Genomic DNA, 24,663 nt, shown 5'->3' with positions numbered 1-24,663 from the left:
TCTCTTCCTCGACGAAAAGCGCGGGCAGAAATTCGGCAAGCGCCGCGTCGCCTGCGTAGATGAGACGGCGTTTCACGACGCGGATCGGCCAGCCAGGACGAGCTGATCGAACAGGTGCAGAGCCTGCTCTGCCACGCCCAGGACCGCCATTAGCGGGGCGAGCACCACGTCAAAATCCTCGTCAGCAAACGCCGCGCCCAATTCGCCCGCATCAAGGATTACGGGATATGCGATGGTACCGGCGCGCGTGTCAGTTTCGAACTCGCGCTCGCGTAATTGCTGAAGCAGTTCGTCCGACTGGCTGAGCAGCGTCTGCCACGCCCGCTTCTTCGGGCGCTCGCGCTCGAACGAGAGGACATACCGGTTGCCGTGCGCACTGGCGCCAACGAACGGAGCGAGCGCCGTCACGTCTTCGCCATTATCCCCAGACGTCACGGTCAGCGAGAACCAGAACTCGGCATCGTCCTCGTCGTCCGGCGACTGCCACGCGCGGGGCGCCAACCAATAGTCACCTTCGGTTTGTGGATCGACGTCCTTGATCCAATCGCGCTCCGCCGCCCAAGCCTCCATCCGGTTCGAGACGGCCTCCCAAAATTTGGGTTCGAGAACGCCCTTCACATGGCGAACCGCCCCCTCGATGTCGCTGAGGTGCCTCATGACAATTGTGTCCGCGGTATCAGGTTCGGTCATTGGCTCTTTCCTCAGAAACCGCCGACGTGCGCCGCAAAGCTGCGCAAAACTCGGCTGATTGGGTTGGCGGGATCGGTCGCAGCGATTTCACGAGCGGCTGACGCCACGTCGCTCCAATCGGCCGCTATTGCATCGGGCACCTTCATTCGGCGCCGCGCAAGGATGACGACGTGCGCTGATCGATCCCCGTCGCGAGCGCGACGGGCAATCGTCCGCACATAGCGGCCGAATTGGTCATCTCCCTCCGGGGCGTCGATCTTCACCTCGATACCGAGAAGAAAGCTGGGGCCTTCCAACGTCAGGTCGACGCGCTCGCTTGCAAGCCCGAGCGGACAATCTTCCGTTCGTACGCGATAGCCATGCCGGAGCGTGGCCAGCGTCGGGAGTGATCCTTGCGGATCGTCCAGTCGACGAAGCAACGCATGTAGAAAACGATACGCGAAATCCCCTGTCTGCCTTGGGGTCAAGAATGCTGCGAGCACCGATGCGTTGCGGACCTCGTCGCGCCGCAACCGGGCGGCAACCCAAGGATCGAAGGCATCCCCACGATTGAGGATATCACGCACTGCTCCGTTCAAAGCCGTCAGCGCCAGGGCGAGCTGCTCAGCGCCCAATCGTTCCGGCACCTCTGCTGTTTTGACGGATGCGATTGGCTGGCCCGCCCGCCATTCGGCGCTGAAACCCGACAAACCTTTCATCCATTGCAGATTCCGCCGCGGCGAATGATCAGTCGACCACGCTTTGCCGAATAGAGCGAGGCCATTTGACCAGCAGGGAATTTCCGCGATCATAAGGCAATCCTTACTTCAAGGCCGGAACTGATCGGCGAATGCGCCGGCATGGACACCGGCAACACCTCTCGCCGGCCAGTCGAGGCACATGAACGGCGCGAATGAGTATGAGCGTGTTGGCCATTTCCTAAACCAGCCGAAGACATTCACTGCCAAGGCGGCGCGAACGAAATTCTTTGGCACGCCAAGCAGGGAGGCGGATCGGTGAGTCGTCATGCCGAACCGATCGCATGCTGTTGCGACAGAAGCGGTCGCACCCCGATCTGCGGCAGCATCGTCTGCGCCGCGTCGATGCGCTCGCGCATCACGTCGATCAAGGCATCCGGCCCCTCGATCACCAACTCACCGCCCCAGGTGAATAGATGTTCGGCGAGTTCGCGCATGCCCCCGGTCGTGAACCGGATGCGCAGCCCACCATCGTCCAGCTCCTCGACCTGCTGGAGCCGATGAAAGCGCCAACTCCGCGCTCGCGCAGCAGAAGATGTCGGTACGCGTAGCGTCACGTCCTGCTTTTTGTCGCGCCAGACCGCGAAGCTCTCGGCCAGCCAAGCGTCGATATTCCAGTCGTCCGGTGCGCAGCCAAGCGTGTCGCTCACCTCCGCGCCCGTCATTCGATCGAGCCGGTAATAGACCGGCTGATCGTCCCGACCCGGCATCTTGCCGAGAAGATAGGTCAACGGGCCATGGACGAGGCCATAGGGGATCACGCGTCGCCACCGAGGTTCCGGTCGATCATCGGTCACGTAATGAAACTCGACGCAGCGGCCGGCGAGCATCGCGCCTTGGACCATCGCGACTGTTTCAGGTGCCACCGCTGCGATCGGCCCGGCTGTCACCAGATTCCGCTGAAGCCGGACAAGTGCGTCGAGGTCCGGGTCGATCCGACGTTTCTCGCGATCGTCCAGCGCACCTTTTACTTTCGCCAGCAGGCTGCCCAACTGACTGGCGCGCGCCGCCTTACCCGCGGCGCGTTGTCCCTCGACCTCTGCTTGTAACGCCGCCACCTCGCCCGGTGTCGGACGGGTATAGGCTCGACGAAGGCTGTCGCGGATGAGAAAGCGCTTGCGGCGGTCGTCCGCGATCTCGTCGAGATCGAAGTGATTGGCGATGATATCGCGCATCCGCTCGGCTGTTCGTCGGTTGACGCCGAGCCGCTCGGCCATCCCGTCTAGCGTCAGACCGTCGGTCGTTTCCGAAAGCGCGTGAACCAGCGCCAACAGCCGGTCCAACTTGGCCATCCTGTCCGTCATTGACCACCCCACGTCCAGATTTGTCGTAGACTTCGATGGCTAAGGGGCGATTGGCAAGGCCTGATGATGCATGGGCGGAGGCCGCGATGACTCTGACATCGCGGCCTCCGCCAGTCACGCGGCGTCCTGCTCCAGCCAGGGGGCTAGCCGCACGGCGTCATTCGCAGCCTTGTCGTACTGGGCGGCGAACCGGGCGGCTCGGCGCGCCTCCAATGCGGCGATATAGCCACGTCCGGCACGCAGTTCGCACACGCGGCGGAGGATGCGGTCTTCGGCCATATCGGCGTCGACACGCGGATCGTGCAGCTTGCGCCAGCGGCACAGCAGCAGGGCCGTTGCGATCACGTCCCCCTCGCACTGCTCCTGCACCAGATCCCATTGGCCGCTCTCGATCAGCCGGGCGACGGCGAAGGCGGGCGCCGACAGTTTCGATGGTATGTCGAAGGCGGCCAGCAGCTCGGACTCATGGATCGGCTTCATCTTCATGTTGGCGGTGGCGACGCGGGCGAAATCGACATGGCGTTGGCGCCCGTCGCCGCCGAAAGCCAGCCACTTCCAGTTGTTCGGCAGGGTCAGGCCATGACGCATGGCCGCGCAGACCAGCATCGGCAGATCGTGGAACGACCCGGCCCAACTGACGAGGTCCGTGTCGGCGGGCGCGTCGGCCAGCACCTGCAGAAGCCCCGCGACGATCTCCTTCTCGGTGTGATCCGGCGCCGACATGGTCACGAATCGGCTGACTTCGGCGTTGCCGTCCGGATGTTCGGTCAGCACCATCGCGCAGGCCGTGGTGATCGACTGGAATATCCAGCGCGGGGTCCTGAGCGGGTCTTCGCCGCGCTTGTAGCCGCGACGGCCGGGCTGATCGTCGCCACTGTCGCGGGGCACATATCGCTCCATCTGCTGGTAGCGGCGATGCCCGGTTTTGTCGATCACCGCGCTTTCGATGTCGAAGATGATCCAGCTGCGGGTGCGGGTTTCGGATTTGAAGTCGATGTGCATAGGGTGTCTCCGCCGGGATGCGACCGGCAACAAGGGAAGATGATGGGCGGGCCTCGATGATCGAGGCCCGCCCTAGCGGCGGTCAGCCGAACCGGACGACTGCCCCGAAAGGCGCCTCCGGTTCGATCCAGTCCGCACCGGGCGGGACGAATTGGTTGTTGGCGAGCAGTTCGTCACCCATCGTGCTCGCCGACGCCTTGATGCGCTTCATCGCCAGCGCCTTGCCCTTGCCGATGCCGATGCCTTTCGGCTTGCCCGCGACCCGCGCGAGTGACCCGCGGCGATCGATGGCGAAGAATTCGTCCGCGTGGGTGCTGACGAGGATGATCGGCGAGCGATCGCTCGCGGCGAAGGGTACGAGGTTATCGACGACGTCGATGGTCAGCATCTCGCGATAGGCGATAGCGATGCTTGTCGGATCCTTGGCGCGGGCGCTGGCCCACCCGGTGTAGATCACGTCCCGGCCCGCCATCTGCGCGACGCGGGCGAGCTCGTTCCCGACGTCGAAAGAAAATTCCTGGCCGGATGCCCAGGAGATACAGTCGTTGGCGGGCCTGAAGCTCGGCCAACCCATCTCTTCGCGGAGGGCGATCATTAAGTTCTGGTGGTGCAGGATCATTGTCATGTGGGTCGTTCCTTTCTGTGGCGGCCGGTCGGCCGGAGCATTTCTTTTCCGCTCCTTCGCGGTGCTCGTTTCTCTTGTTTCCGAATGTGGGATCGGCGCGCCTGATGGCGCGCCTCTGATTGTCAGCGGTGCCGCTCGTTCCAGGTCAGTGGCCGGGTGCGCGGCGTCGGTCCCCACGGCGTCACCTCGCGCTGGATCCATAGCCTCTCATTTTCGAGGTCCTCGGCCGGGATCTCGATCCACCACGCCCTGGCGGCAGGATCCCAGCGATAGCCTCGCCCCTTAAGGATCGAGCGCTTGTCGAAAGGCGCGCCGGTCGCCTCGATGCGGACGGTCGGCCGCTCCGCATTGGCGAGGATTACGCCGATGACGGTCGATCCGTCGGCCAGTCGATGCGCGAGTAGGTGGAGCAGGCTTATGACGTCCGCCATCGCGCGGTGGCCGTTGTTGAAGCGCCCGATCTGCATCAGCAGGTGACCCAGCTTTGCGCCGTCGAAGCCGTATTCGAGCCAGTCGAAGTCCCGGGCAGAGCACGCCCAGGCGGCCCCCGCGAGGCCGGGGAGCAGCCATTCGACGAAGGCGATGTCGAATGCCGCGTTATGGGCGATGCGCACGTCCGCGCTGGCGATCAGCGCCTCCAGCGCGTCGAGGTCGATGACCTTGTCGCACACATCCGCGTCGGTGATGCCGGTCAGCCTGGTGATAGCGGAAGGGATCGGCATGCCGGGGTCACGCAGCGCCTGCCCCGCGCGGTCGATGCGCACGATCTGTCCGACCGGATCCACGGCGACGATGACGACGGCGATGTCGATGATCTCGTCGTGATCCGGGTCGGTGCCGGTGGTTTCGGTATCGATGACCGCCACCGTGCGGATCGGTCCGTCGCCCGGTTCGGCGAGGGGAAAGTCGCTGAGTGACGACACGCGGTGCAGGATCCTGATGTCTGCGTCGCCCGCGAATGGAGAAAGCGCTGCCTCGCCCGAGGCGGCGCTGGTGATGTGCGTCATGGTCGATATCTCCTGATATAATCGACCGAGCGGATGCGAGGCTTTTCCTCTCAACCTTCCTGATCACAGGAGTTGCCGTCGAAGCGGCTTTTCCTTCGATGCTGCACAAAAATGGCGAACAGTGACATCGGTCGGCCGCGATGCTTGGTGGCGGCGAGAAAATTTCCTATAAGGACCGCATGATTTCACCGATCCATCCTTCCTCGACAGACGGCGCCGCGTCGACGTCGGCGATGGACGTGTCGGTGCTTCAGGTGCTCGGCCAACTTCTCGCCGCCGCCGCGCGTATATTGGATGGCGATGCATTCCGCCGCCTTGGTGGACCATGACTGTACCGCCGACTCGTATCCGTCGTGATGGCATTTCTAACGTTCGCCATCGTCATGCGCGTGCGTCAGCGCGCCAGCACCGCGGGCCGGTGCTTCCTCCATAACGTCTGCGAAGCCCGGCGGCATCTCAGCCACCCACCCGCTGGCTGGGCGGCACCGTAACCCCCCATCGTCAAGGCTAGCTGCGCGCCGCCTTCGGGCGGTAGCGCGTCGATGACGATGTGTGGACGATCGCTCCTGCGATAGATGCGACACCTGCGATAGCGCGGGTATCGCAGGAGCGTCGTCTCGCAAGGTGCGAGACAGACCGTGAGGAACAGTGATGAATGGGTCCGCCAGCCGATGGTGAACAAGGCCGCCGACGAGATCGTCGCGGCCCGTGGGTGCACGCCGGGCGAGGTTACGCCGTATCAAGTGGCCAAGCGCCTGAGCAGCGAGCCAAATGGAGCGCTCTATGCCAAAGTTCGGAATTGGCGCCGGCGTCGGCAGGACGAGATGGGGCTGGCGGCGATCGATATGCCGGCCGGCGCGGAAGCCGATTTCCGGGCGCTGCTCGAGCAACTGACGTTGCAGGCGGTCGACCATTTCGTCCGGACGGTGCGCACGGTCGGCGGTGACCTCGATCGTACCGCGGCGATGCGCGTCGCCGATGCCGAGCGCCGCCGTGTCGAGGCGGAGAGCGAAACCGCCGAAGTGCTGGACATTTGCCAGAAGGCCGAGGCCGAACTTTCGGCCGCGACCGTCCGGATCGGCGCGCTGGAGGATTCGCTGGCACAGGCGCAGCGCCGCGAGGATGTGCTGCGCGGGCGGCTCGACCAGCGTGAGGCCGATGCCGCGAGGCACGACACGGCCGCCGAGCCGGAAGAGATCGCCACGGCGACCGGGGCCGCCGGACCGTCCCCCAGCGATGCGGTGGATGCCGATGCGCCTGCGCAGCAGTCGATTGCGTTCGGCGAGCATGGAGAAGCGTCCGAATGATTCGACCGGCATCGCTCCCGCCGGAATGCTCTTTCGGCAGAAATCCGCGCGTTTTCGACGGGAACATCCGAGCCAAGGCGACCGGCACGGTGATCTCCTTCTGCAAGGAGATCACCGTGAAAAATTCCGCCGCCCCGTTTCCGATCGCGATTCCTCACGAACCGGTCGACCGTTTGAACGCGCTGATCGCCGCCGCACGCGCCGATATGGCGGCAGCCGATGCGGAGGCGGCGAAGGCCGAGGCGGACATGGCCGCGATCGAGCCGCACCCCCATGCGCACGGCTATACCGCTGGCGGCGACTGTCGCTATGCGGGCCTCAAGCCGCGGCATCGCCTCGCGCTGGCAGGCCTTCTGGCCCGCCCGTGGCGCTCTCCTCTGGTCACGCTGGAGGTCGCCAAGCTCAATAAACGGCTGGACTATCTGCTCGCGGCCTTTCCTTCTGTCCTCAATGATGGCGGCGATGGTCTTGCGGAGGAAGGCGCGACGGCGCTGATCAAGCGCGGTGCAGCGGCTACCGATAAGGTCGCGCACAACCCCATGCTGGGGTTCGGCATGGTCTGGCACCGCTTCGGCTTCCACCACCGCAATCGCATCGCATGGGTCGCCGCCTTCGCCTATCGCGGGGGGCTCTCCCAGCTCGTCGATCGCACGGCTGGCATCGACAGGGACACGCCGCTCGGCGACGCGCTGACCGCCACGGTCAAGACCCACGCGACGCTTCTCGCCCCGATCGGCGAGCGTGAGCTCCTCGCACGCGCGGCGCGCCGGGACGCGCAGCGACAGGCATCGTGGTCGGCGGTGCCGGAGCCCTATCGCGAAAATGGCCAGTGGCGTGACCGGGCGCCGACCAAGCGCCAGCGTCACATGATGCAGCGGATCGAAGCGGCGCGTGGCCTGCCGATGATCGAGCTCGGTCGCCGCGGAGACAGCTCCGAATGGATCGCCGATGCGGGCGGCAATCCCCGTTTCCAGCAGTCCGACGAGGAGCAGCGCTAATGGCAGACGATCAGCCGTGGTCGATGCGGCCGATGGTCGTCACGGTCACCGACAAGGGAGAAACGTTTCAGGTCGCCGACGTGCAGCGCTGGATCGACGAGCGTAAGCAGCTGCTTCGGCGGGCCCGGGAAATCATGAACGCCTATAACGGGACGACGGCATCGCTCTACAGACATTACGCCACGCTGGTCGGAATCGCGTCCCGACTGGCCGAGATCAAGCAGATCTTCGATACTTTCAGTGACGAACGCACCCGTCACGCCGATGCCAATATCGCCGCGCTGGTGGCCTATTTCAGCGACCCGAAGACAATGGAGGGCATCGATGATTGACCTCGTCGATCCCGTCCAGCGTCATATCGCCGCCATCGTCTTTCGCGATACCGTCGTGCCCGACGACGCGTCGGATATGGCATCGTGTTCTGAGGCGACACCGAAGCAGGTCGATCGCCAACTGCGGGCAATGCTGCCCGGCGTCGACGTCCCATGGAACAGTGGCAACGGCATGCTTGATGACCCGGTCGGCCGTCGTGTCGGCCGAGCCGCCTTCAATGCCGCAATCCGTGCGCTCTGGCGAGATGGCGTCTGGACGGGCGGGACGCCCGCACCGCATCGCCTGCCCGAGGACGCGGGCGGCATTGAGCGGTTCATTCGCGCGCAGACCCTTCTTGGCGTCGGCAATCCCGATGACGCGAGCGGCGACGACCTGAGCGAACAATTGCTCGGCTTCAGCATCGGCGACCACGCCCGAACCTCCGACATCCTGCGCGCCAATGGTTGGCGGGCGAAGCTGTTCGTCGCTGCATCGATGATCGCGGCGGCCTGTGCATCCTATGAAACGAGGCGGCGCAGGTCCGACAAGACCGGCCGCAACAAAGGCGCTGTAGAGCTTGCCGCGCTTAATATCGAAGCCGCGGTCATCGGCGCGGCGCGGATCGCGACCGGCATTTACTTCTCAGACGAACGGCCGGTCGCCGCACGGCGCATAGCCATGCTCCTCGCGGAAGAGGTCGAGCGCTTCCGCCGGGCGCGCGCGACCAAGACCGTCGTGCATTCGATCAGAGTAGCCGCAGGTGCCGCCGATGCGATCCACGTCTATATCACGCGCGGTACGATGCGCGGCATCCCGCCCGAGCATGACCGCAACGCCGGGCGACTGCCGAGCCGACTGGCGACGCGCAACCCCGCCATGGAAACCGCAGTGCAGGCGATGATCGAAGAGGTGACTGCGGTCGACGCCCCTGACGTCTACCGCCTGCTGATGGCACGGCGGCTCGACGTCGCGCTGGCCAGGCATCGCTGGCTGGCGGCCCCGCACCCGATCTTCCGGCTCAGCTATGCGTATATCGACGCCCACGCGGCGTTCGCCGAATTCGAGCGGCTGGGCGCTATCTCGATTTGGGAGCCTACCACCGAGCGGTCACAACCGGCTTCATCAGGCGGAAGGTGTATTTGATGGGCACGACGGTGCCGCGCTACACACATCACGCCTATGCGTTGGGAACACGGATCTGCGATCTGGCCGCTTCCGCGGCAGATCACGCGACGCATGATTTCATCCGCCGATCCGAACTGGACAAGCCGACTGAGCGCGGCGTGCGTGCGAAGCACCTCGTCCTGTTCTACGGCCTCGACGTCGAAAACACGGTTATCCTCGCCGTGCGTCAGATCACGGACAGGCTCAGTCACCGCGGTGTAAACGGGGCCGACTGGCGGGTCGCCTTCGGCCTCATCGTATATCGGATCCTGTCACACACGATGCCTACGTTGGCCGGTCGCTTGGCGGCGACATCCTCGCTCGATGCCGACGAAGTCACTTGCAAGGGATTGGTGAATAGGGCGAGCAATCTCGCCCAACGGTTCGACGATCACGACTTCGACCGCCCATGTGGAGCCTTCTTCGACTATGGGGGCTGGTTCGATCGCGACCGGGACGTCGACTTCTGGGACCGGCTTCAAAAGGATGCGAAGGTGTATGGCGCCTCGTCCTCCACCTTCGTTAAAATGCATGAGGAGCGGGAAGCCCTGCCTAGCCGTCAGGGACGACCTTCGACGCCAGCCGATGCGCCGCCCTCGCGCTGGCAGCAGATCATGCTCGAAGCGAAGAAGGCGGTTCACGCCTACCTGCCGCTCTACGTTAAAAGCCGTCCGACCCGCCTGACCGCGCGAATCATGGCGAGAATGAGCCAGGGTTATTCGGCACTCGCCTCCGATCCGCAATTCTGCACGATCTTCAGGACGTAAAAATCCCAGTTTTCCGCGGACTTTTGGCGGGAACCTCTCCCGGATCGCCATCTGCACCACCGGCGCATGGACCCGCCGACGCAACCTCCAACACCACGCCAGCCGCCTAAACCGACTCATTCCGGGACGGTCACGCGGCTGGTCCGCATTTTAGCGCCGGCGCCCGACTTTGTGCCGCCACTGAAGGGGGAATCTGATATGCTGCTCCACCTGCTGGGTCAGGCGTTCACGGACCTGATCGAGGGAGCGTAACTATGCGTATCAAGCCCGAAGCCGAACGGATCGTCGGCTATGTCCGCGTCTCGACCGACGATCAGGCCGATCATCGCACCTCGCTCGACAGCCAGGAGGCGCAGATCCGCGCGGACGCCGAGGCGAAGGGCCAGATTGTAATCCGGATCTTCGTGGAGCCGGGCGAGAGCGGGCAGGATGCCCGCAGACCCGAGTTCAACCGCATGCTCGACTTCGTCGAGGATCCCGCCAATGGTATCTGCGAGATCAAGATCCTCTCCCTGTCGCGCTTCGCCCGCAGCATGGAAACCCAAATCCCGACCTTCGCGCGGCTCAAGCGCGCCAAGGTCAGACTGGTCTCGCTGACGCAAAATTTTTCCGACGATCCGATGGGCGCCATGATGCGCAACGTCATCGCCGCGTTCGACGAGTATTTCGCACTCGAAACGGCCAAACATACGCGTCGAACGATGCGGCGGAACGCGGAGGAAGGCTTTTTCAACGGCGGCCCCGTGCCTTTGGGCTACGAAAGTCGAACGGTGGAAATGCGCGGGACGAAGGCTAAGAAAAAGCTCTTCATCCACGAGAATGATGCGCGGACAGTCCGGTTGATCTTCGACCTCGCCACTGTTGGTAAGGGCAGCGGTCCGATGGGCGCCCGCGCGATCGCCGAATGGGTCAACGAGCGCGGGTACACGCTGTCCAATGGCAACAGCTTCAGTAACTCGAACGTCGCCGGCATTCTCGGTCGTTGTCACTACCGCGGCTATTATTTCGACATGACCCGCGACGAACATGGCGGGAAGGCACCCGAGGAGACGTGGGTCCGGGTCGAATGCCCGCAGATCATCCCGGAGGAGACGATGGATGCGGTCGCGGCGCTGCGCGCCGTGCGTCGGCCGACCGTAACCCCACCGCGTGTCGTCAACGGCCCGACGCTGCTGACGAACGTCGCAAAGTGCGGCATCTGTGGCGAGGGCATGACGATCCACACCGGAAAGGGTGGTCGCTATTCCTATTACTCCTGCAATGCGAAGGTGAACAAAGGCGCCTCCCGGTGTGGCTGCCCGAATATCCGCGAGGAGCGGCTTGATGCTGTCGTGCTCGGTGCGCTTGGGAAGCAGATCTTCGCACCTGAACGCCTGCGAATGCTGCTCGCCGAAATGCTGGAAGCGTCAGCCGAAGCGGACGAACGTCGTTCCCGCGATCTCACTCAGGCCCGTCTCAACAAGACCCAGGCCGAGACGCGCCTGCGCAACCTGTACGAGGCGCTGGCGGACGGCAAGGCATCGCTCAAGGATCCGATCTTCACCAGCTTGTTGGCGGAAACGAACAACCGCATCGCCTCGGCGACCGCGACGATCGAAGCGCTCGAACGGCAGATCGGCAAGACCACGAAGCGTGTGACGCCGGAGATGGTGGATGCTTTCAGCGCACTCGTTCGCGACCGCCTGAGCGGAAACGATCCCGTGCTCCGCAAGGCCTATGTTGCCCTCTTCGTCTCCAAAGTGGCGGTCGATCAGGAAGCTATCACAATTTCCGGCTCGTCCCAGCTGCTCGAGCGAGCCATCGGGAGAACGGAACCGGCCGTAATGGGCATGGTACCCATTTTTGACCGGAAGTGGTGCCCCTGGCCGGACTCGAACCAGCATGCCTTGCGGCGTTCGATTTTGAGTCGAATGCGTCTACCAATTTCGCCACAGGGGCAGCGAAGAGGCGCTGCTAGACGAGGGTGATGCGTCGCGCAAGCGGCGATTGTCGGGGGTCGGCGGCTATCGTGGAAAGACACCCCTTCTTCTGCCCCGCGCGGGGGGCAACAATCTGGTTATGGCGTGCGCAGCCAGACAGTTTCTCTTGCCGAGATCTCCAGCAGCGCGGCGTCGCTCCGCCGCCTCCAATCGACGTCATATTCGATCAGATGGTACCGGCGACCACAACTCCGCCAGCTTTTGCACGGGCATCTGTTGGGCGCCTCATCCCATGGTAGCATAGCCAGTCGGCGAAGCTCGGCCATCGCATCGGCCTTCGTGGCATATTCGGTGCCTGGTTCGCCATGCCACTCGTCCTGGATCACGAACATCCCTTGCCCCTCAATTCACCGGCGGGCGCTGGCGATAGCTCAGCGCCTCGGCGACGTGGATACGCCCGACCTGCTGGGTGCCCGCCAGATCGGCGATGGTACGCGCCACACGCAGGACGCGGGTATAGCCGCGTGCGGTCAGGCGCATCCGTTCCGCCGCTTCGGCCAGCAGCTTGCGGCCCGCCTCGTCCGGCGTGGCCCAGCGTTCCAGAAGCGTGCCGTCCGCCTCGGCATTGGTCCGGACCGTCACCGGCGCGTCGCGATAGCGGTCTCTTTGACGCGCGCGCGCCGTCGCTACCCGCTTGGCGACGACCGCCGAGGATTCGGCCGCAGCGGGGGCGAACAGGTCGACCGCGCGGACCGGCTGCACCTCGACCGACAGGTCGATGCGGTCGAGCAGCGGCCCGGAAATCTTCGCCTGATAGTCCGCCGCGCAGCGTGGTGCCCGAGCGCAGGCCAGCGCCGCGTCGCCCAGATGACCACAACGACACGGGTTCATCGCCGCGACCAGTTGCACCCGCGCGGGGAAGGTCACATGGGCGTTGGCCCGCGCGATGCTGACCGTGCCGGTCTCCAGCGGCTGGCGCAGCGAATCGAGCACCGCACGCTGGAATTCGGGCAGTTCGTCTAGGAACAGCACCCCCAGATGCGCCAGGCTCACCTCGCCGGGCTTGGCCTTCAGCCCGCCGCCGGTCAGCGCCGCCATCGAGGCCGAGTGATGCGGCGCGCGGAACGGGCGCGTGCGGGTGAGCCGCCCCCCGGCCAGGGTCCCCGCGACGGACTGGACCATCGAGACCTCCAGCGCCTCGGCGGCGTCGAGCGGCGGCAGGATGCCGGGCAGGCACGCCGCCATCAGCGACTTGCCCGATCCGGGCGGGCCGCTCATCAGCAGATTGTGTCCGCCCGCCGCCGCGATCTCCAGCGCGCGCCTGGCATTTTCCTGGCCCTTGACCTGGGCCAGGTCGGGGCCGGGCACGCCGTCCTCGACCATGCCGCCCTCGGGCATGGGCAGGACCGAATGGCCCTTCAGATGGTTGATGAGCGACAGCAGGTCCGGCGCGGCGATCACCGATCCGCCGCCCGCCCAGCTTGCCTCTGCCCCTTGCGCCGCGGGGCAGATCAGCCCCTTGTCGAGCGAACCGGCATGGAGCGCGGCGAGCAGCACGCCCGGCGATGGCCCGATCCGCCCGTCCAGCGCCAGTTCGCCGACGACGACATGATCGCCGAGCAACTCCGCGTCGATCACCCCCATCGCCGCCAGCAAGGCCAGCGCGATCGGCAGGTCGAAATGCGAACCTTCCTTGGGCAGGTCGGCGGGCGACAGGTTCACCGCGATCCGCTTGGGCGGCAGCGCCAGGCCCATGGCGGCAATGGCCGCGCGCACCCGCTCGCGACTCTCGCCCACCGCCTTGTCGGCCAGCCCGACCAAGTTGAAGGCGGGCAGCCCCGCGATCAGCTGTACCTGCACCTCCACGGCGCGCGCCTCCAGCCCCAGATAGGCCACTGTCGAGACGATCGTCGCCATGATTCCCCCTGTACGGGCGCTCCCCTGCCCGCTTATGCTTCCTGCAAAGGATAGGGCCGCCCCGCAAGGGCAAGATGGTCGTTCGCGGCGTGCGTTCACACGATTGACTTGCCAGATTGACTTGGACGCCCGCTTTGCGTAAGCGGCTTGCCACCAAGGCCGTCCTCGTGGCGGCCGTTTTTATTCAGACGTATCCAAGGAATGAACGATGAAGCGGACCTTTCAGCCGAGCAATCTGGTGCGCGCTCGCCGTCACGGCTTCCGTGCGCGGATGGCGACTCCGGGCGGCCGTGCGGTGATCCGGGCGCGTCGCGCGCGCGGTCGCAAGAAGCTGTCGGCGTAATCACGACGCTGACCCGCCGCCGCGATTTCCTCGCGGCCAATGGCGGGCGACGCGTGGCGATGCCCGGCTTCGTGCTGCAGGTGCGCCCGCGTGACGATGGTGAAGCCACGATTCGCGTCGGCTTCACCGTCACTAAGAAGATCGGAAACGCGGTCGTTCGTAACCGGATGAAGCGCCGGTTGCGGGCGCTCGCGCGCGATCTTTTGCCGGCAAAGGGCATAGCGGGCGCCGATCATGTGCTGATCGGACGGCAAGGCGGGATAGAGCGCGATTATGCCGCGCTCACCGCCGAACTGGCCAAGGCGCTGACCCGCGCCGCCTCCCCCGACACCAGCGCCCATGACCGTCCGCGCGAACCGCGCGTGCATCATGGCCGTGGCAAGGGACGCGGGCCCCGGGGCGGCGCACATCGCAGCCCCGAATCGCCCAAGGAATCGGTACAGGAGCCGGCGCGACCGTGATCGCCCGGCTCCTGATTCTGCTCGCGCGGGGCTGGCAACTGGGCCCTTCGCTGATCCTGCCGCCCTCTTGTCGCTATCAACCCTCCTGTTCGGCCTATGCAATTGAGGCCATTGGCCGCTATGGCGCGGTCAAAGGGGGCTGGTTGGCGCTCAAGCGCATTGCGCGGTGCCATCCCTGGGGCGGGCACGGACCCGACCCGGTGCCCTGACATAACTGGGGTTTCGACGTGAACGAAGACCGCAAGAATTTCGTCGTGTTCGCGGTGATCGCGGCGCTGATCCTGTTCGGATGGCCGCTCATCCAGAACAAGTTCTTCCCGAGCAACCCGCCCGCGACCAAGATCGTCGACGGCAAGCAGGTGCCGGTGGTGAACAGCTCGGCCAATCCGACCGCCACCACGCCCAGCGCGATGCGCGACCGCAAGGTCGTCCTGGCCGAAACCCCGCGCGTGGCGATCGACACGCCGCGCCTGAAGGGCTCGATCAACCTGAAGGGCGCGCGGATCGACGACCTCGTCCTGCTCGATTACAAGCAGACGGTCGACAAGAACTCGCCGCCAATCCGCCTGTTGTCGCCGGCGGGTGCGGAAGGTGCGTATTTCGCCGGGTTCGGCTGGCGCACCGACGGGCTGAACCCGCCCGCCGCCGACGCCGTCTGGACCGCCAGCGCGCCGGTGCTGCGTCCCGGCCAGCCGGTCACGCTCAGCGCCGCCAATGCGACCGGCCAGCGTTTCCAGATCACCCTGTCGGTCGACAAGGATTACATGTTCACCGTCCAGCAGACGGTGGCCAATGGCGGCAACGCGGCCGTGCCGGTCGCGACCTATGGCTATGTCAATCGTGGCATCTCGGCCGATCCCAGCAGCTATTCGATCCATGTTGGCCCGATGTCGGTCAATGACGGCTCGGCGCATTACGGCCCGGACTGGAAGGACGTGGACAAGGCGCCGACCCGCTTCACCACCACCGGTGGCTGGCTGGGCTTCACCGACAAATATTGGCTGACCGCGCTGATCCCGGATCAGGCCAAGTCGTTCGACGGCCAGTTCCGCGCGGGCGGCAACCAGACCTATCAGGCCGACGACACGGTCCAGCCGCAGACGCTGGCACCCGGCAAGCAATTGACCCAGACCACGCGTTTCTTCGCGGGCGCCAAGGAAGTCGCGCTTCTCGACCGCTATACCGACAAGGAAGGCGTCGCGTTGCTCGATCACGCGATCGACTGGGGCTATCTGCGCCAGCTCGAAAAGCCGATCTTCTACTATCTCGACTGGCTCTTCAAACTCGTCGGCAATTTCGGCGTCGCGATCATCCTGCTGACCATCACCATCCGCGCGCTGATGTTCCCAATCGCCCAGCGCCAGTTCGCCTCGATGGCGGCGATGCGCGCCGTGCAGCCCAAGATGAAGGCGCTCCAGGAACGCTATAAGGACGACAAGGTCCGGATGCAGCAGGAGGTCATGGCCCTCTACAAGCAGGAAAAGGTCAATCCGCTGGCGGGCTGTCTGCCCGCGCTGATCCAGATCCCGATCTTCTATGCGCTGTACAAGGTGCTGATGCTGACGATCGAGATGCGCCACCAGCATTTCGTGCTGTGGATCAAGGACCTGTCCGCGCCGGATCCGCTGACCCCGGTCAACCTGTTCGGCCTGCTGCCCTTCGTGCCGCCGCACTTCATCGCGATCGGCGTGGTGCCGATCCTGCTGGGCATCTCGATGTACTTCCAGTTCAAGATGAACCCGCAGCCGATGGACGATGCGCAGAAGCAGGTCTTCGCGATCCTGCCCTGGGTGCTGATGTTCGTGATGGCGCCCTTCGCGGTCGGCCTGCAGGTCTACTGGATCACGACCAACTGCATCTCGATCCTGCAGCAGCGCCTGCTCTACGCCCGCCATCCGGGCCTGAAACAGCCGGTCGCCAAGTGAGCGAGCTTCCTCCTCATCCCTCTTCCGAAGAGCCTCAGGGCTTTTCGGAGGAACTGGTCGAATCGGCGCGCAAGCTGTTCGCCGGGCCGGTCACCTTCCTGAAGTCAGCGCCCGCGCTGAAATTCCTGCCCGATCCGATCGTGCCGGAAGTGGCGGTGGCGGGGCGGTCGAACGTTGGCAAGTCGTCGCTGCTCAACGCGATGACCAACCGCAACGGCCTGGCGCGCACCTCGAACACGCCGGGGCGGACGCAGGAGTTGAACTTCTTCGACGTGGGCACGCCGCCCACGCTGCGGCTGGTCGACATGCCGGGCTATGGCTTCGCCAAGGCGCCCAAGGACATGGTCAAGCAGTGGCGTTTCCTGGTGAACGACTTCCTGCGCGGGCGGCAGGCGCTGAAGCGCGCGCTGGTGCTGATCGACTCGCGCCATGGCATCAAGGAAGTCGATCGCGAAATCCTGGAAATGCTCGACCGCGCGGCGGTCAGCTATCGCATCGTTCTGACCAAGGCGGACAAGGTGAAGGCGACCGACCTCGCCGCCGTGGTCGAGCGCACCGAGGCGGAAGCGCGCAAACGTGCCGCCGCGCATCCGGAGATTCTGGCGACTTCGAGTGAGGGCGGCATGGGCATTCCCGAACTGCGCGCCGCGGTGCTGGAAGCGATCGGCTGAACACTCTTTCCTCCCCTGTAAGGGGAGGTGGCAGGGCGGAGCCCTGTCGGAGGGGTGTCGCGCTTTCGATAGCGGTTACACCCCTCCACCATGCTTTGCATGGTCCCCCTCCCCTTACAGGGGAGGAATCGGATTGCGCCGAAACCCCAACCTCAGCGACTTTTGCCCGGTGGACGGCTGCCAGCGTGGCCGTTACCCCTTGTCCCCATGAAGCTGATCATCGGTAACAAGGCCTATTCCTCCTGGTCGCTACGCGGCTGGCTCGCCTGTCGGCAGTCGGGCATTCCGTTCGAGGAAGTGGTCGTGCCGCTCTACGATGCCGACTGGGACAAGCGCAGAGAGGGCGCCGAGTTCGCGCCGTCCTCGGGCAAGGTGCCGATCCTGTGGGACGGCGAGGCGGTCGTCTGGGACAGCCTCGCCATCATCGACTATCTGGCCGACAAGGTCGGGCGCGACCATTTCTGGCCCGCGGACGAGGCCGCGCGCGCCATGGCGCGCTCGATGGCGGCCGAGATGCATTCCAGCTTCGTGGCGCTGCGCCGCAAGCACAGCATGAACATCCGCCAAGTCTATCCTGCGCAAAAGCCCGACGAGGACGTGATCGTCGACCTGAAGCGGATCATGGAACTCTGGGCCCAGGCCCGCGCGCGCTTCGGCGGCGGCGGCGATTTCCTGTTCGGCGCGTTCGGCGCGGTGGACATCATGTTCGCGCCGGTCGTGACCCGGATCGTCACCTATCAGCTGCCTGTCGCGCGTTTTGCGGTCCCCTATATGGACGCGGTGCTGCGCCACCCCTTCATGCAGGACTGGATCGCCGCCGCGCGGGAAGAGGAATGGGTGATCGAGCGGTTCGAGCAGCCGGTGAGGTGATGTTGGCCCTTGGCCTTCGACTTCGCTCAGGCTGAACGGAGGTCGGGGTGCTGGCCTTCAATACCCCCTCCGTTCACCCTGAGCGAAGTCGAAGGCCACGCCCCCTCCCCTACCGCGCGGCCGCTGACACGTCGTTGAGCGGCGCCCGTTGTTCATTCGCCGGCTCCGCAACCCGCGACGTGAAGGTGTAGAGCAGCACGCCCGCAATCGCCAACGCAACGACCAGCCATAGCAGCAGCCGCGTTCCGGCCTTGTGGCCCTTGTGATCGGGATCGTTCATCGAATCGCTCCTGTCCTTTGGGAGCAGGAACGATGGCGGGCCGCATGGGGTCCGCAACCGCGATCAATCGCATGATTGCCGTTCGCCCGCCCGCTGCCTATGCGCATCGGCATGACCGACGCCCTTGCCCTCGCCCAGAAGCTGATCCGCGCCGACAGCGTCACGCCCGCGACCGGCCATGTGTTCGACGTGCTGGAGGCCGCGCTGACGCCGCTCGGCTTTACCGTGGATCGCTTCGTGGCGGGTGAGGCCCCTGACGGCCCGGTCGAGAATCTGCTCGCCACGCGCGGCGGCACAGGCACGCATCTGGCCTTTGCGGGCCATGTCGACGTCGTGCCGGCAGGCGAAGGCTGGCAGGGATCGCCCTTTTCCGGCGAGGTGCGCGACGGCCTGCTCTTCGGACGCGGCGCGGTCGATATGAAGGGCGCGGTCGCGGCCTTCATGGCGGCCATCCCGGCCGAACCGAGCATCCCCCTGTCGCTGATCATCACCGGCGACGAGGAAGGCCCGGCCATCTATGGCACCCGCGCGCTGATCGACCGGATGGCGGAGCGCGGCGTCGCCCCCGACCTCTGCCTGGTCGGGGAACCGACCTCGGCCCAGCGACTGGGCGATATGATGAAGATCGGACGGCGCGGCTCGGTCAATATCTGGATCACCGTGCCGGGGCGGCAGGGGCATGTCGCCTATCCGCACCTGGCCGACAATCCCATCACCCCGCTGATCGCGATGCTGGCCGAGATCGAGGGGATCACGCTCGACACCGGCAATGCCTGGTTCCAGCCGTCCAATATCGAGATCACCGACCTGCATGTCGGCAACCCCGCGACCAACGTCATCCCCGGCGCGGCGCAGGCGCGGCTGTCGATCCGCTTCAACGACGAACAGAGCGGCGAGGCACTGGTCGAGCGGATCACCGCGATCGCGCAGAGCCATGCCCCCGCCGCGCAGGTGACGGGCCGCATTTCGGGTGAGGCCTTCCTGACCCAGCCCGGCGCCTTTTCGGCGATGATCGCCGACGCCATCCGGGCCGAGACCGGGATCGAGCCGGAACTGTCGACCACGGGCGGCACCTCGGATGCGCGCTTCCTGTCGAAGCTCTGCCCGACGGTCGAGTTCGGCCTGCTCAACGCGACGATGCACAAGGTGGACGAGGCAGTGGCCGTCGACGACCTCCATGCCCTGACCCGCATCTATGCGGGCATCATCGCTCGCGCGGGCGCCTGAAGACGATATAGAGCGCGCCCTGCCCGCCATGGCGCGGATGGGCGTTACGAATAGCGGCGATCGCATCGGCATGGCGCGAGGCGCCCAACCAGTCGCTGATCGCCGCGCGGATCGCGCCGCGCGCATGGGGACGCTCGCTCTCCGGACGCGGCGGCTTGCCCGTCACCAGCAATAAGACCCGGTCGCCCCGCGCGATCGCCCGCCCCAGCCCCTGGTCGAGCAGCGCATGGGCGGAGGCGAGCGTATGGCCATGCAGGTCGAGCGAACTGTCGGGCATCACGCTGCCCCGCGACAGGCGCTTGTCCCAGCCGCCGTCCAGCGTCTCGCCCGGCCCCTTTTTTGGCGCAGGCGGCGGGGCGCTGGGCTGGCGCAGCGGCGGCACCCGGCCCTTCACCCGCACCTTGGGCGCGCCGGGCGTCTCCTGGAACACCGCTTCCATATTCGGTGGCGGCGGCGCAGGCCGGGCGGGGACGACGGCGGCACGCAAGGGGCGCACCGTCTCCATCACCCGCGCCCAGAGCTGCGCCTCGTCAGCGTTGAGGGGGCGCACCGGGCGTTCCGCTCGCGCTCGTCAGACCCGCCCGCGCCAACGTCCCGACCGGCAGCAGCAGGAAGGCCGTACCCCGCGCCGACATGCCGCCCGCCACGGCGCGTGCCGTATCGCCGGCGCCCCAGAAGGTGTCGAAGCGGTTCGCGCCCTTGATCGCGCCACCGGTATCCTGTGCGACCCACAGGCCGCTAGCGTCCTGCCGGTCCATCGACAGGAACACCGGCGCGCCCAGCGGCACGAATTTCGGGTCCGCCGCCGCGCTGACCTGCCCCGTCACCGCATAGCCCATCGCCCCCTGCGGTGCGCCGTTCAGCTCGCGGAAGAACACGAAGCTCTTATTCTCGCGCATGATCGCGCGACCTTCCTCGGGATGGTCGTGCAGCCAGGCGACGATCCCCTGCATCGAGGTCTGGCCGGGCCCCAGCAGCCCGCGCGCCTTCATGAGCGCGCCGATGCCGGTATAGTCGCGGCCATTCTGGCTGTCATAGCCGATCCGCATGATCCCGCCATCGGGCAGGCGGAGGCGTCCGGAGCCCTGGATCTGCAGGAAGAACACCTCGATCGGGTCCGCGCCCCAGGCCAGGACCGGCGCCCGGCCCTCCAGCGAGCCCTGTTCGATCGCGGTACGGTCGTCATAGGGGACGAGGTTGCTCCCCTGCACCTTGCCGCGCACCTTCTTGCCCTTCAAATCGGGGGTGAAGGCGCCGAGATCGACGTCGATCAGGTCGCGCGGCCGGGCATAGATCGGCACCTCATAGCCCGACCGCCGTTCGCGCGAGCCCGCAATCTCGGGCTCGTAATAGCCGGTGGCGAGCGACCGGCCATCGCCGACCTGCACCGCCTCGAAATAGCGGGCGAAGAAATCCCGTGCCTGCCCACGCGGCACGCTCGCGGCGGCCTGGCAGGCGGCCTGCCAGTCGGCGCCCTGCGTCAGACCGCTGGCATCGGTGCGCCGCATCAGGCCGGGGCAGGACAAGGCAAAGGCGGCCCGTGCCGCCTCGGCCTGATCCTCGGTCATCGGCAGCGAAGCGACCGGCGGTCCCGCCAGGATACCCGCCTGCGCCGCCGTGGCCGCGCCCGGAACCGCAACCACCGGCGTGGCCGGCAAGGGCGTGGCTGGCAAGATCCGCACCGGCCCTGTCGGCACCCGCGATACGCCGGGACCGCCCGGCTGTGCCGCCGGTCCGGTAGGACGCGGGCGATGGGCCGTAGGAGATGGCCCCTGGCCGCGCGGCGGTGCCGGATAGTCGGATACGCCCGCCGGGACGATGCGTCCCGCGCAGGCAGACAGGCTGACCGAAAGCGCGACCATGGTCGCGATGCGATACCCCCTCATCGCGGATCGTCCCCCTTATGTGCCGGTCAGGCTTCGTCGGTATCCACGAGCTTCCAATTCGGATCGCCGCTCTTCAGCGTCCGGGCGAAGGTCCAGACGTCATGCGTCTCGACCGCATCGCTCAGCGAACCGGCGATCACCTGACCCTCGGCATCGCGGGTCACGGCGGCGATGTCGGCGTCGAAGCGCACGGTGATCCGCGCCTCGCGACCCTCGACCTGCGCGTCGACGATCCGGGCGCTCTCGATCCGGATTAGGCGGTTGTCGAGCGTCTGCCCGGCCTCGCGCCGCTGTTCGATCGCCTCGGCGAAGGCGGCGAGCACGTCCGCCTCGACCAGATCGCTCAGCCCATCCTCGTCGCCCTTCCAAAAGGCTTCCAGCGTCATGCGATAGGCCGCCTGCGCGCCGTTCAGGAACTGCGTCACGTCGAAACCGGATTCGCCCGCGATCACCGCGCGCAAGCCCTGCTCGGCACGCGGGTCGATGTTGCGGTTGATCACCGGTGCGACCGCCTGCGCCTGCTCGGGCGCGCGGGGCAACGTCACCGGCATGGGCCGATCATCAGCGCTGCGCGGCAGCGGCTGCTGTTCATGACCGGTCCGCTTGCCCAGCACGCTGTAGAGCCTCAGCGCGAGGAAGAGCGCGACCATCGCGAGAAGAACGACGTAGAATAACAACGCGGCAAGCCTTTCACTATCAGCACCGATATAGGCGCAAGGTCCGGCAATGAAAACCCGGCCGCCCCGACGAAGCAGGCAAGGTTGAAACCGTGCCGACCCGCTGCTACGCGCAACGGCCATTGGGCCGAACGCGCGAACCAGCCCTTTCGGTTCCCTAAAGGTCTATACTCAATCAGGACGGGGTCGTGACGGAGCCGATTTTGGTTCAGGGCAAGGAGCGAGGAGCGGAGCGATGCGATTGCATCGTGACCGACGAGCGACGCCGCCCTGGGCCCAAATCGGCCCGCCGCTTTAGCGGTCGCCCGCCGGAAGGCGCTGAGCGGCGTCGCTTGCTTGCAGGTAGCGCCGCTACCTGCTGCGCTGCGCTTCTTGCCAGCACCTTCCGGCGGGCGATCACGATCCCCGTCCTGATCGAGTATAGACCCTAATCCCCTTGATCTTACGCAAGAAGGTATTGACGATGGACGAACAGGGTTTGCCGCAGGGCTTTGAAGCGCCGACCGGCGAGGGCGAGGATGCAGGCCCCGCCGCGGGCATGATCTCGCAATATGTGAAGGACCTGTCGTTCGAGAACCCGAACGCGCCCGCCATTTACCAGGCGCAGACGGCCCCCGGCATCGACGTGCAGTTCAACATCTCGGCGGCACAGGTCGGCGAGGAAGTCCACGAACTGACCCTGAAGATCGAGGTTCGCGCCGAGTCCGAGGGCAAGACCGCCTTCATCGTCGACCTCAGCTATGCCGGTCTCTTCGGCTTCCGCAACGTGCCCGCCGACCAGATCCAGCCCTTCATGCTGGGCGAAGCGCCGCGCCTGCTCTTCCCCTTCGCCCGCCGCGTGCTGGCCGATGCGGTGCGCGACGGCGGCTTCCCGCCCCTGATGCTCGAGCCGATCGACTTCGCGCAGCTGTACCTCCAGCAGGCCGAGGCGCAGGCGGGCACCGCCCAGCCCAACACCCCGGAAACCGGCCACGCCTGACCCGGACTGACTTATGAACCTGACCAAGGCGCTGGGCTCGGTCGGCGGGCTGACTCTGGCCAGCCGCGTGCTTGGTCTGGTTCGCGACTCGCTGTTCTTCCGCTTCGTGGGCGCGAACTTCGCCTCCGACGCGTTCCAGATCGCGTTTCGCCTGCCCAACATGTTCCGCGCCCTCTTCGCCGAGGGCGCCTTTTCCGCCGCCTTCATCCCGATGTTCAACCGCAAGGTGGCGGAAGGGGATCAGGCGGCGGAGGGCTCGGGCCTGTCCCACGGGCTGGCCTTTGCCGAAAACGCGCTCTCGGTCCTGCTGCCGATCCTGATCGTCATGACCGCGCTGGTCGAGCTGGCCGCCTGGCCCGTCACCTGGGTCCAGACCTTCGGTTACGGCAAGGGCAGCGCCGGACAGTTCGACTACATCGTCCTGCTCAACCGGCTGACCTTTCCCTATCTACTGTTCATCAGCCTGGTGTCGCTGCTCGGCGGCATCCTCAATTCGCTCCATCGTTTCTGGGTGAATGCGGCGGCGCCGATCCTGCTCAACCTGACGCTGATCGTGGCGCTGTTGTTCTTCCATACGCATGATCCGATGGCCACCGCCCGCAACCAGGCGATCGCGGTCACGGTTGCGGGCATCCTGCAATTCGTCTGGCTCTGGTGGGCGTGCCGCCGTGCGGGCGTGCGCCTGAAGCTGAAGCGCCCGGTCATCAACGATGACGTCAAGCGGCTGATGAAGCTGATCCTGCCCGCCGCCGCCGGTGCGGGTGCGGTGCAGATCAACCTCGTCATCTCGACCGCATTGGCAGCCCGTTTCCTGCCCGCCGGATCGGTATCCTATATTTATGCCGCCGACCGGTTGAACCAGTTGCCGCTGGGGCTGATCGGTATCGGTCTCGGCACCGTCCTCCTCCCGACCGTCTCGCGCCTGCTGGGGGCGGGCAAGGACGCGGAGGCGATGGAGATGCAGAACAGGGGCATGGAGCTGGCGCTGCTGCTCACCCTGCCCGCCACCGTCGCGCTGGTCGTCTGCGGCCAACCGATCGTCGCCGCCCTGTTCCAGCATGGCAAGTTCAACGCGACCAACAGCTATTATACCGCGCAGGCGCTGGCCGCCTTCTCGGTCGGCCTGCCCAGCTATATCCTCGTGAAGGTGCTGACGCCGGGCTATTATGCGCGGGCGGACACTCGTACCCCGGTCCGCTATGCGACCTGGTCGATGCTGGTCAATCTGGTGCTCAACCTGATCTTCATCTGGTGGCTGGGCCATATGGGACCGCCGCTGGCGACCGCGATCGCCTCGACCGTCAATGTCGTGCTGCTCTATCGCACGCTGGCCCGGCGCGGGCATTTCGTCGCCGATACGCAGCTGCGGCGGCGCAGCTGGCGAATGCTGGTGGCCGCCCTCCTGATGGGCGGGGCGATGGCGCTGCTCAACGAACGGTTCCAGCCCTATGTCACGGGCAGCAACCTCGAGCGCTGGGGCGCGCTCATCATACTGGTCGCGACCGGCATGGTCGTCTATGCGGTGGCCACCTTCGCGACGGGCGCCTTCCGTCTCGGAGACATCAAGCGGCTCGTTCGCCGCAACAGTTGAGGAC

At 65.9% G+C, this 24,663-nt stretch carries 27 protein-coding genes, 1 tRNA gene and 1 pseudogene; 16 read left to right on the top strand and 13 right to left on the bottom strand.

Annotated elements, in window-relative coordinates:
• Nucleotides 1-72: 72 nt before the first annotated feature.
• From QZ546_RS15605 to QZ546_RS15580, 6 genes are all read right to left on the bottom strand, one after another.
• Nucleotides 73-690, bottom strand: coding sequence for a hypothetical protein (locus tag QZ546_RS15605; RefSeq protein ID WP_294239542.1), 618 nt, complete (start codon nucleotides 688-690; stop codon nucleotides 73-75).
• Nucleotides 691-701: 11 nt separating this feature from the next.
• Complete coding sequence (locus tag QZ546_RS15600; protein ID WP_294239540.1) at nucleotides 702-1,481, bottom strand: PD-(D/E)XK nuclease family protein; 780 nt, start codon at nucleotides 1,479-1,481, stop codon at nucleotides 702-704.
• A 212-nt stretch (nucleotides 1,482-1,693) separates the two neighbouring features.
• On the bottom strand, nucleotides 1,694-2,719 hold the full coding sequence (locus QZ546_RS15595) for a WYL domain-containing protein (RefSeq protein WP_294239535.1): 1,026 nt from the start codon (nucleotides 2,717-2,719) through the stop codon (nucleotides 1,694-1,696).
• A 126-nt stretch (nucleotides 2,720-2,845) separates the two neighbouring features.
• Nucleotides 2,846-3,733, bottom strand: coding sequence for a hypothetical protein (locus QZ546_RS15590; RefSeq protein ID WP_294239533.1), 888 nt, complete (start codon nucleotides 3,731-3,733; stop codon nucleotides 2,846-2,848).
• 82 nt (nucleotides 3,734-3,815) lie between these two features.
• A complete protein-coding gene (locus QZ546_RS15585; protein WP_294239530.1) occupies nucleotides 3,816-4,358 on the bottom strand; it encodes a hypothetical protein in 543 nt (180 codons plus the stop codon).
• Nucleotides 4,359-4,480: 122 nt separating this feature from the next.
• Entirely contained in the window at nucleotides 4,481-5,365 is an 885-nt protein-coding gene (locus QZ546_RS15580) for a 3'-5' exonuclease (RefSeq protein WP_294239528.1), read from the bottom strand.
• Between the two features lie 179 nt (nucleotides 5,366-5,544).
• On the opposite strand from QZ546_RS15580, the gene QZ546_RS15575 reads away from it, so the two are divergent.
• From QZ546_RS15575 to QZ546_RS17675, 7 genes and pseudogenes are all read left to right on the top strand, one after another.
• Entirely contained in the window at nucleotides 5,545-5,694 is a 150-nt protein-coding gene (locus tag QZ546_RS15575) for a hypothetical protein (RefSeq protein WP_294239527.1), read from the top strand.
• Between the two features lie 342 nt (nucleotides 5,695-6,036).
• Nucleotides 6,037-6,672 carry a hypothetical protein gene (locus tag QZ546_RS15570; protein WP_294239523.1) on the top strand — a complete coding sequence of 212 codons (636 nt, stop codon included), beginning with the start codon at nucleotides 6,037-6,039 and terminating at the stop codon, nucleotides 6,670-6,672.
• Nucleotides 6,669-7,670 carry a hypothetical protein gene (locus tag QZ546_RS15565; RefSeq protein WP_294239521.1) on the top strand — a complete coding sequence of 334 codons (1,002 nt, stop codon included), beginning with the start codon at nucleotides 6,669-6,671 and terminating at the stop codon, nucleotides 7,668-7,670. The genes QZ546_RS15570 and QZ546_RS15565 overlap by 4 nt, the downstream gene beginning before the upstream one ends.
• Nucleotides 7,670-8,002, top strand: coding sequence for a hypothetical protein (locus QZ546_RS15560; protein ID WP_294239519.1), 333 nt, complete (start codon nucleotides 7,670-7,672; stop codon nucleotides 8,000-8,002). Before QZ546_RS15565 ends, QZ546_RS15560 begins: the two co-directional genes overlap by 1 nt.
• The gene (locus QZ546_RS15555; RefSeq protein ID WP_294239517.1) at nucleotides 7,995-9,125 is read left to right on the top strand and encodes a hypothetical protein; all 1,131 of its coding nucleotides are present in this window, start codon (nucleotides 7,995-7,997) and stop codon (nucleotides 9,123-9,125) included. Before QZ546_RS15560 ends, QZ546_RS15555 begins: the two co-directional genes overlap by 8 nt.
• Nucleotides 9,125-9,913 carry a hypothetical protein gene (locus QZ546_RS15550; protein ID WP_294239515.1) on the top strand — a complete coding sequence of 263 codons (789 nt, stop codon included), beginning with the start codon at nucleotides 9,125-9,127 and terminating at the stop codon, nucleotides 9,911-9,913. Before QZ546_RS15555 ends, QZ546_RS15550 begins: the two co-directional genes overlap by 1 nt.
• 254 nt (nucleotides 9,914-10,167) lie before the next feature.
• Nucleotides 10,168-11,247: pseudogene (locus QZ546_RS17675) on the top strand (recombinase family protein); the annotation flags it as partial.
• A gap of 72 nt (nucleotides 11,248-11,319) precedes the next feature.
• On the opposite strand, the gene QZ546_RS15540 reads toward QZ546_RS17675, so the two are convergent.
• From QZ546_RS15540 to QZ546_RS15530, 3 genes are all read right to left on the bottom strand, one after another.
• Complete coding sequence (locus tag QZ546_RS15540) at nucleotides 11,320-11,796, bottom strand: hypothetical protein (protein WP_294239509.1); 477 nt, start codon at nucleotides 11,794-11,796, stop codon at nucleotides 11,320-11,322.
• Nucleotides 11,767-11,851, bottom strand: a tRNA-Leu gene (locus tag QZ546_RS15535). Before QZ546_RS15535 ends, QZ546_RS15540 begins: the two co-directional genes overlap by 30 nt.
• 383 nt (nucleotides 11,852-12,234) lie before the next feature.
• Nucleotides 12,235-13,749: a YifB family Mg chelatase-like AAA ATPase gene (locus QZ546_RS15530; RefSeq protein ID WP_294239506.1), complete on the bottom strand. Its 1,515-nt coding sequence runs from the start codon at nucleotides 13,747-13,749 to the stop codon at nucleotides 12,235-12,237.
• A 208-nt stretch (nucleotides 13,750-13,957) separates the two neighbouring features.
• Between QZ546_RS15530 and rpmH the strand changes: the two genes are divergently transcribed.
• The 6 genes from rpmH to QZ546_RS15500 all read left to right on the top strand — a co-directional run bounded on the left by rpmH (nucleotide 13,958) and on the right by QZ546_RS15500 (nucleotide 18,019).
• On the top strand, nucleotides 13,958-14,092 hold the full coding sequence (rpmH, locus tag QZ546_RS15525; protein ID WP_007404632.1) for a 50S ribosomal protein L34: 135 nt from the start codon (nucleotides 13,958-13,960) through the stop codon (nucleotides 14,090-14,092).
• Between the two features lie 8 nt (nucleotides 14,093-14,100).
• Nucleotides 14,101-14,553, top strand: a complete 453-nt coding sequence (gene rnpA / locus QZ546_RS15520; protein WP_294239563.1) for a ribonuclease P protein component — start codon at nucleotides 14,101-14,103, stop codon at nucleotides 14,551-14,553.
• The gene (gene yidD, locus QZ546_RS15515) at nucleotides 14,550-14,762 is read left to right on the top strand and encodes a membrane protein insertion efficiency factor YidD (protein ID WP_294239505.1); all 213 of its coding nucleotides are present in this window, start codon (nucleotides 14,550-14,552) and stop codon (nucleotides 14,760-14,762) included. Before rnpA ends, yidD begins: the two co-directional genes overlap by 4 nt.
• A gap of 18 nt (nucleotides 14,763-14,780) precedes the next feature.
• Entirely contained in the window at nucleotides 14,781-16,478 is a 1,698-nt protein-coding gene (gene yidC / locus QZ546_RS15510) for a membrane protein insertase YidC (protein WP_294239502.1), read from the top strand.
• Nucleotides 16,475-17,149, top strand: coding sequence for a ribosome biogenesis GTP-binding protein YihA/YsxC (gene yihA, locus QZ546_RS15505; protein WP_294239500.1), 675 nt, complete (start codon nucleotides 16,475-16,477; stop codon nucleotides 17,147-17,149). Before yidC ends, yihA begins: the two co-directional genes overlap by 4 nt.
• A 207-nt stretch (nucleotides 17,150-17,356) precedes the next feature.
• Nucleotides 17,357-18,019: a glutathione S-transferase gene (locus QZ546_RS15500; protein ID WP_294239497.1), complete on the top strand. Its 663-nt coding sequence runs from the start codon at nucleotides 17,357-17,359 to the stop codon at nucleotides 18,017-18,019.
• 109 nt (nucleotides 18,020-18,128) lie between these two features.
• Here the strand turns inward: QZ546_RS15500 and QZ546_RS15495 are convergent, their stop codons facing one another.
• Nucleotides 18,129-18,299: a hypothetical protein gene (locus tag QZ546_RS15495; RefSeq protein ID WP_294239496.1), complete on the bottom strand. Its 171-nt coding sequence runs from the start codon at nucleotides 18,297-18,299 to the stop codon at nucleotides 18,129-18,131.
• 111 nt (nucleotides 18,300-18,410) lie between these two features.
• Between QZ546_RS15495 and dapE the strand changes: the two genes are divergently transcribed.
• A complete protein-coding gene (gene dapE, locus QZ546_RS15490; protein ID WP_294239495.1) occupies nucleotides 18,411-19,526 on the top strand; it encodes a succinyl-diaminopimelate desuccinylase in 1,116 nt (371 codons plus the stop codon).
• Here dapE and QZ546_RS15485 read toward each other — a convergent pair.
• From QZ546_RS15485 to QZ546_RS15475, 3 genes are read right to left on the bottom strand one after another with little or no spacing between them, the layout of a single operon-like run.
• Nucleotides 19,504-20,031: a Smr/MutS family protein gene (locus QZ546_RS15485; protein WP_294239558.1), complete on the bottom strand. Its 528-nt coding sequence runs from the start codon at nucleotides 20,029-20,031 to the stop codon at nucleotides 19,504-19,506. The genes dapE and QZ546_RS15485 overlap by 23 nt on opposite strands.
• A 25-nt stretch (nucleotides 20,032-20,056) precedes the next feature.
• Nucleotides 20,057-21,412 (bottom strand): MltA domain-containing protein, encoded by a 1,356-nt coding sequence (locus tag QZ546_RS15480; RefSeq protein WP_294239494.1) that lies wholly within the window; start codon nucleotides 21,410-21,412, stop codon nucleotides 20,057-20,059.
• Nucleotides 21,413-21,438: 26 nt separating this feature from the next.
• The gene (locus QZ546_RS15475; protein ID WP_294239492.1) at nucleotides 21,439-22,089 is read right to left on the bottom strand and encodes a Tim44/TimA family putative adaptor protein; all 651 of its coding nucleotides are present in this window, start codon (nucleotides 22,087-22,089) and stop codon (nucleotides 21,439-21,441) included.
• Between the two features lie 463 nt (nucleotides 22,090-22,552).
• Here QZ546_RS15475 and secB point away from each other — a divergent pair, with 463 nt between their 5' ends.
• Together secB and murJ are read left to right on the top strand one after the other, a co-directional pair.
• Nucleotides 22,553-23,068 carry a protein-export chaperone SecB gene (gene secB / locus QZ546_RS15470; RefSeq protein WP_294239489.1) on the top strand — a complete coding sequence of 172 codons (516 nt, stop codon included), beginning with the start codon at nucleotides 22,553-22,555 and terminating at the stop codon, nucleotides 23,066-23,068.
• 13 nt (nucleotides 23,069-23,081) lie between these two features.
• On the top strand, nucleotides 23,082-24,659 hold the full coding sequence (gene murJ, locus QZ546_RS15465; protein WP_294239487.1) for a murein biosynthesis integral membrane protein MurJ: 1,578 nt from the start codon (nucleotides 23,082-23,084) through the stop codon (nucleotides 24,657-24,659).
• The last annotated feature ends 4 nt before the right edge of the window (nucleotides 24,660-24,663 follow it).

The organism is uncultured Sphingomonas sp. (assembly GCF_913062585.1).
Lineage (GTDB): Bacteria > Pseudomonadota > Alphaproteobacteria > Sphingomonadales > Sphingomonadaceae > Sphingomonas.
This window is presented reverse-complemented; position numbering and strand designations above follow the sequence as displayed.

Bases quoted from the DNA above. Each gene is read 5' to 3' on its own strand.
- QZ546_RS15485 (WP_294239558.1), bottom strand. From the start codon at position 20,031: ATGGAGACGGTGCGCCCCTTGCGTGCCGCCGTCGTCCCCGCCCGGCCT.
- QZ546_RS15595 (WP_294239535.1), bottom strand. From the start codon at position 2,719: ATGGCCAAGTTGGACCGGCTGTTGGCGCTGGTTCACGCGCTTTCGGAA.
- QZ546_RS15590 (WP_294239533.1), bottom strand. From the start codon at position 3,733: ATGCACATCGACTTCAAATCCGAAACCCGCACCCGCAGCTGGATCATC.
- QZ546_RS15500 (WP_294239497.1), top strand. From the start codon at position 17,357: ATGAAGCTGATCATCGGTAACAAGGCCTATTCCTCCTGGTCGCTACGC.
- secB (WP_294239489.1), top strand. From the start codon at position 22,553: ATGGACGAACAGGGTTTGCCGCAGGGCTTTGAAGCGCCGACCGGCGAG.
- QZ546_RS15605 (WP_294239542.1), bottom strand. From the start codon at position 690: ATGACCGAACCTGATACCGCGGACACAATTGTCATGAGGCACCTCAGC.
- QZ546_RS15600 (WP_294239540.1), bottom strand. From the start codon at position 1,481: ATGATCGCGGAAATTCCCTGCTGGTCAAATGGCCTCGCTCTATTCGGC.
- QZ546_RS15560 (WP_294239519.1), top strand. From the start codon at position 7,670: ATGGCAGACGATCAGCCGTGGTCGATGCGGCCGATGGTCGTCACGGTC.
- rpmH (WP_007404632.1), top strand. From the start codon at position 13,958: ATGAAGCGGACCTTTCAGCCGAGCAATCTGGTGCGCGCTCGCCGTCAC.
- QZ546_RS15575 (WP_294239527.1), top strand. From the start codon at position 5,545: ATGATTTCACCGATCCATCCTTCCTCGACAGACGGCGCCGCGTCGACG.
- QZ546_RS15530 (WP_294239506.1), bottom strand. From the start codon at position 13,749: ATGGCGACGATCGTCTCGACAGTGGCCTATCTGGGGCTGGAGGCGCGC.
- murJ (WP_294239487.1), top strand. From the start codon at position 23,082: ATGAACCTGACCAAGGCGCTGGGCTCGGTCGGCGGGCTGACTCTGGCC.
- QZ546_RS15540 (WP_294239509.1), bottom strand. From the start codon at position 11,796: ATGCTGGTTCGAGTCCGGCCAGGGGCACCACTTCCGGTCAAAAATGGG.
- QZ546_RS15495 (WP_294239496.1), bottom strand. From the start codon at position 18,299: ATGAACGATCCCGATCACAAGGGCCACAAGGCCGGAACGCGGCTGCTG.
- QZ546_RS15480 (WP_294239494.1), bottom strand. From the start codon at position 21,412: ATGAGGGGGTATCGCATCGCGACCATGGTCGCGCTTTCGGTCAGCCTG.
- QZ546_RS15585 (WP_294239530.1), bottom strand. From the start codon at position 4,358: ATGACAATGATCCTGCACCACCAGAACTTAATGATCGCCCTCCGCGAA.
- QZ546_RS15565 (WP_294239521.1), top strand. From the start codon at position 6,669: ATGATTCGACCGGCATCGCTCCCGCCGGAATGCTCTTTCGGCAGAAAT.
- QZ546_RS15550 (WP_294239515.1), top strand. From the start codon at position 9,125: ATGGGCACGACGGTGCCGCGCTACACACATCACGCCTATGCGTTGGGA.
- QZ546_RS15570 (WP_294239523.1), top strand. From the start codon at position 6,037: ATGGTGAACAAGGCCGCCGACGAGATCGTCGCGGCCCGTGGGTGCACG.
- dapE (WP_294239495.1), top strand. From the start codon at position 18,411: ATGACCGACGCCCTTGCCCTCGCCCAGAAGCTGATCCGCGCCGACAGC.
- QZ546_RS15555 (WP_294239517.1), top strand. From the start codon at position 7,995: ATGATTGACCTCGTCGATCCCGTCCAGCGTCATATCGCCGCCATCGTC.
- QZ546_RS15580 (WP_294239528.1), bottom strand. From the start codon at position 5,365: ATGACGCACATCACCAGCGCCGCCTCGGGCGAGGCAGCGCTTTCTCCA.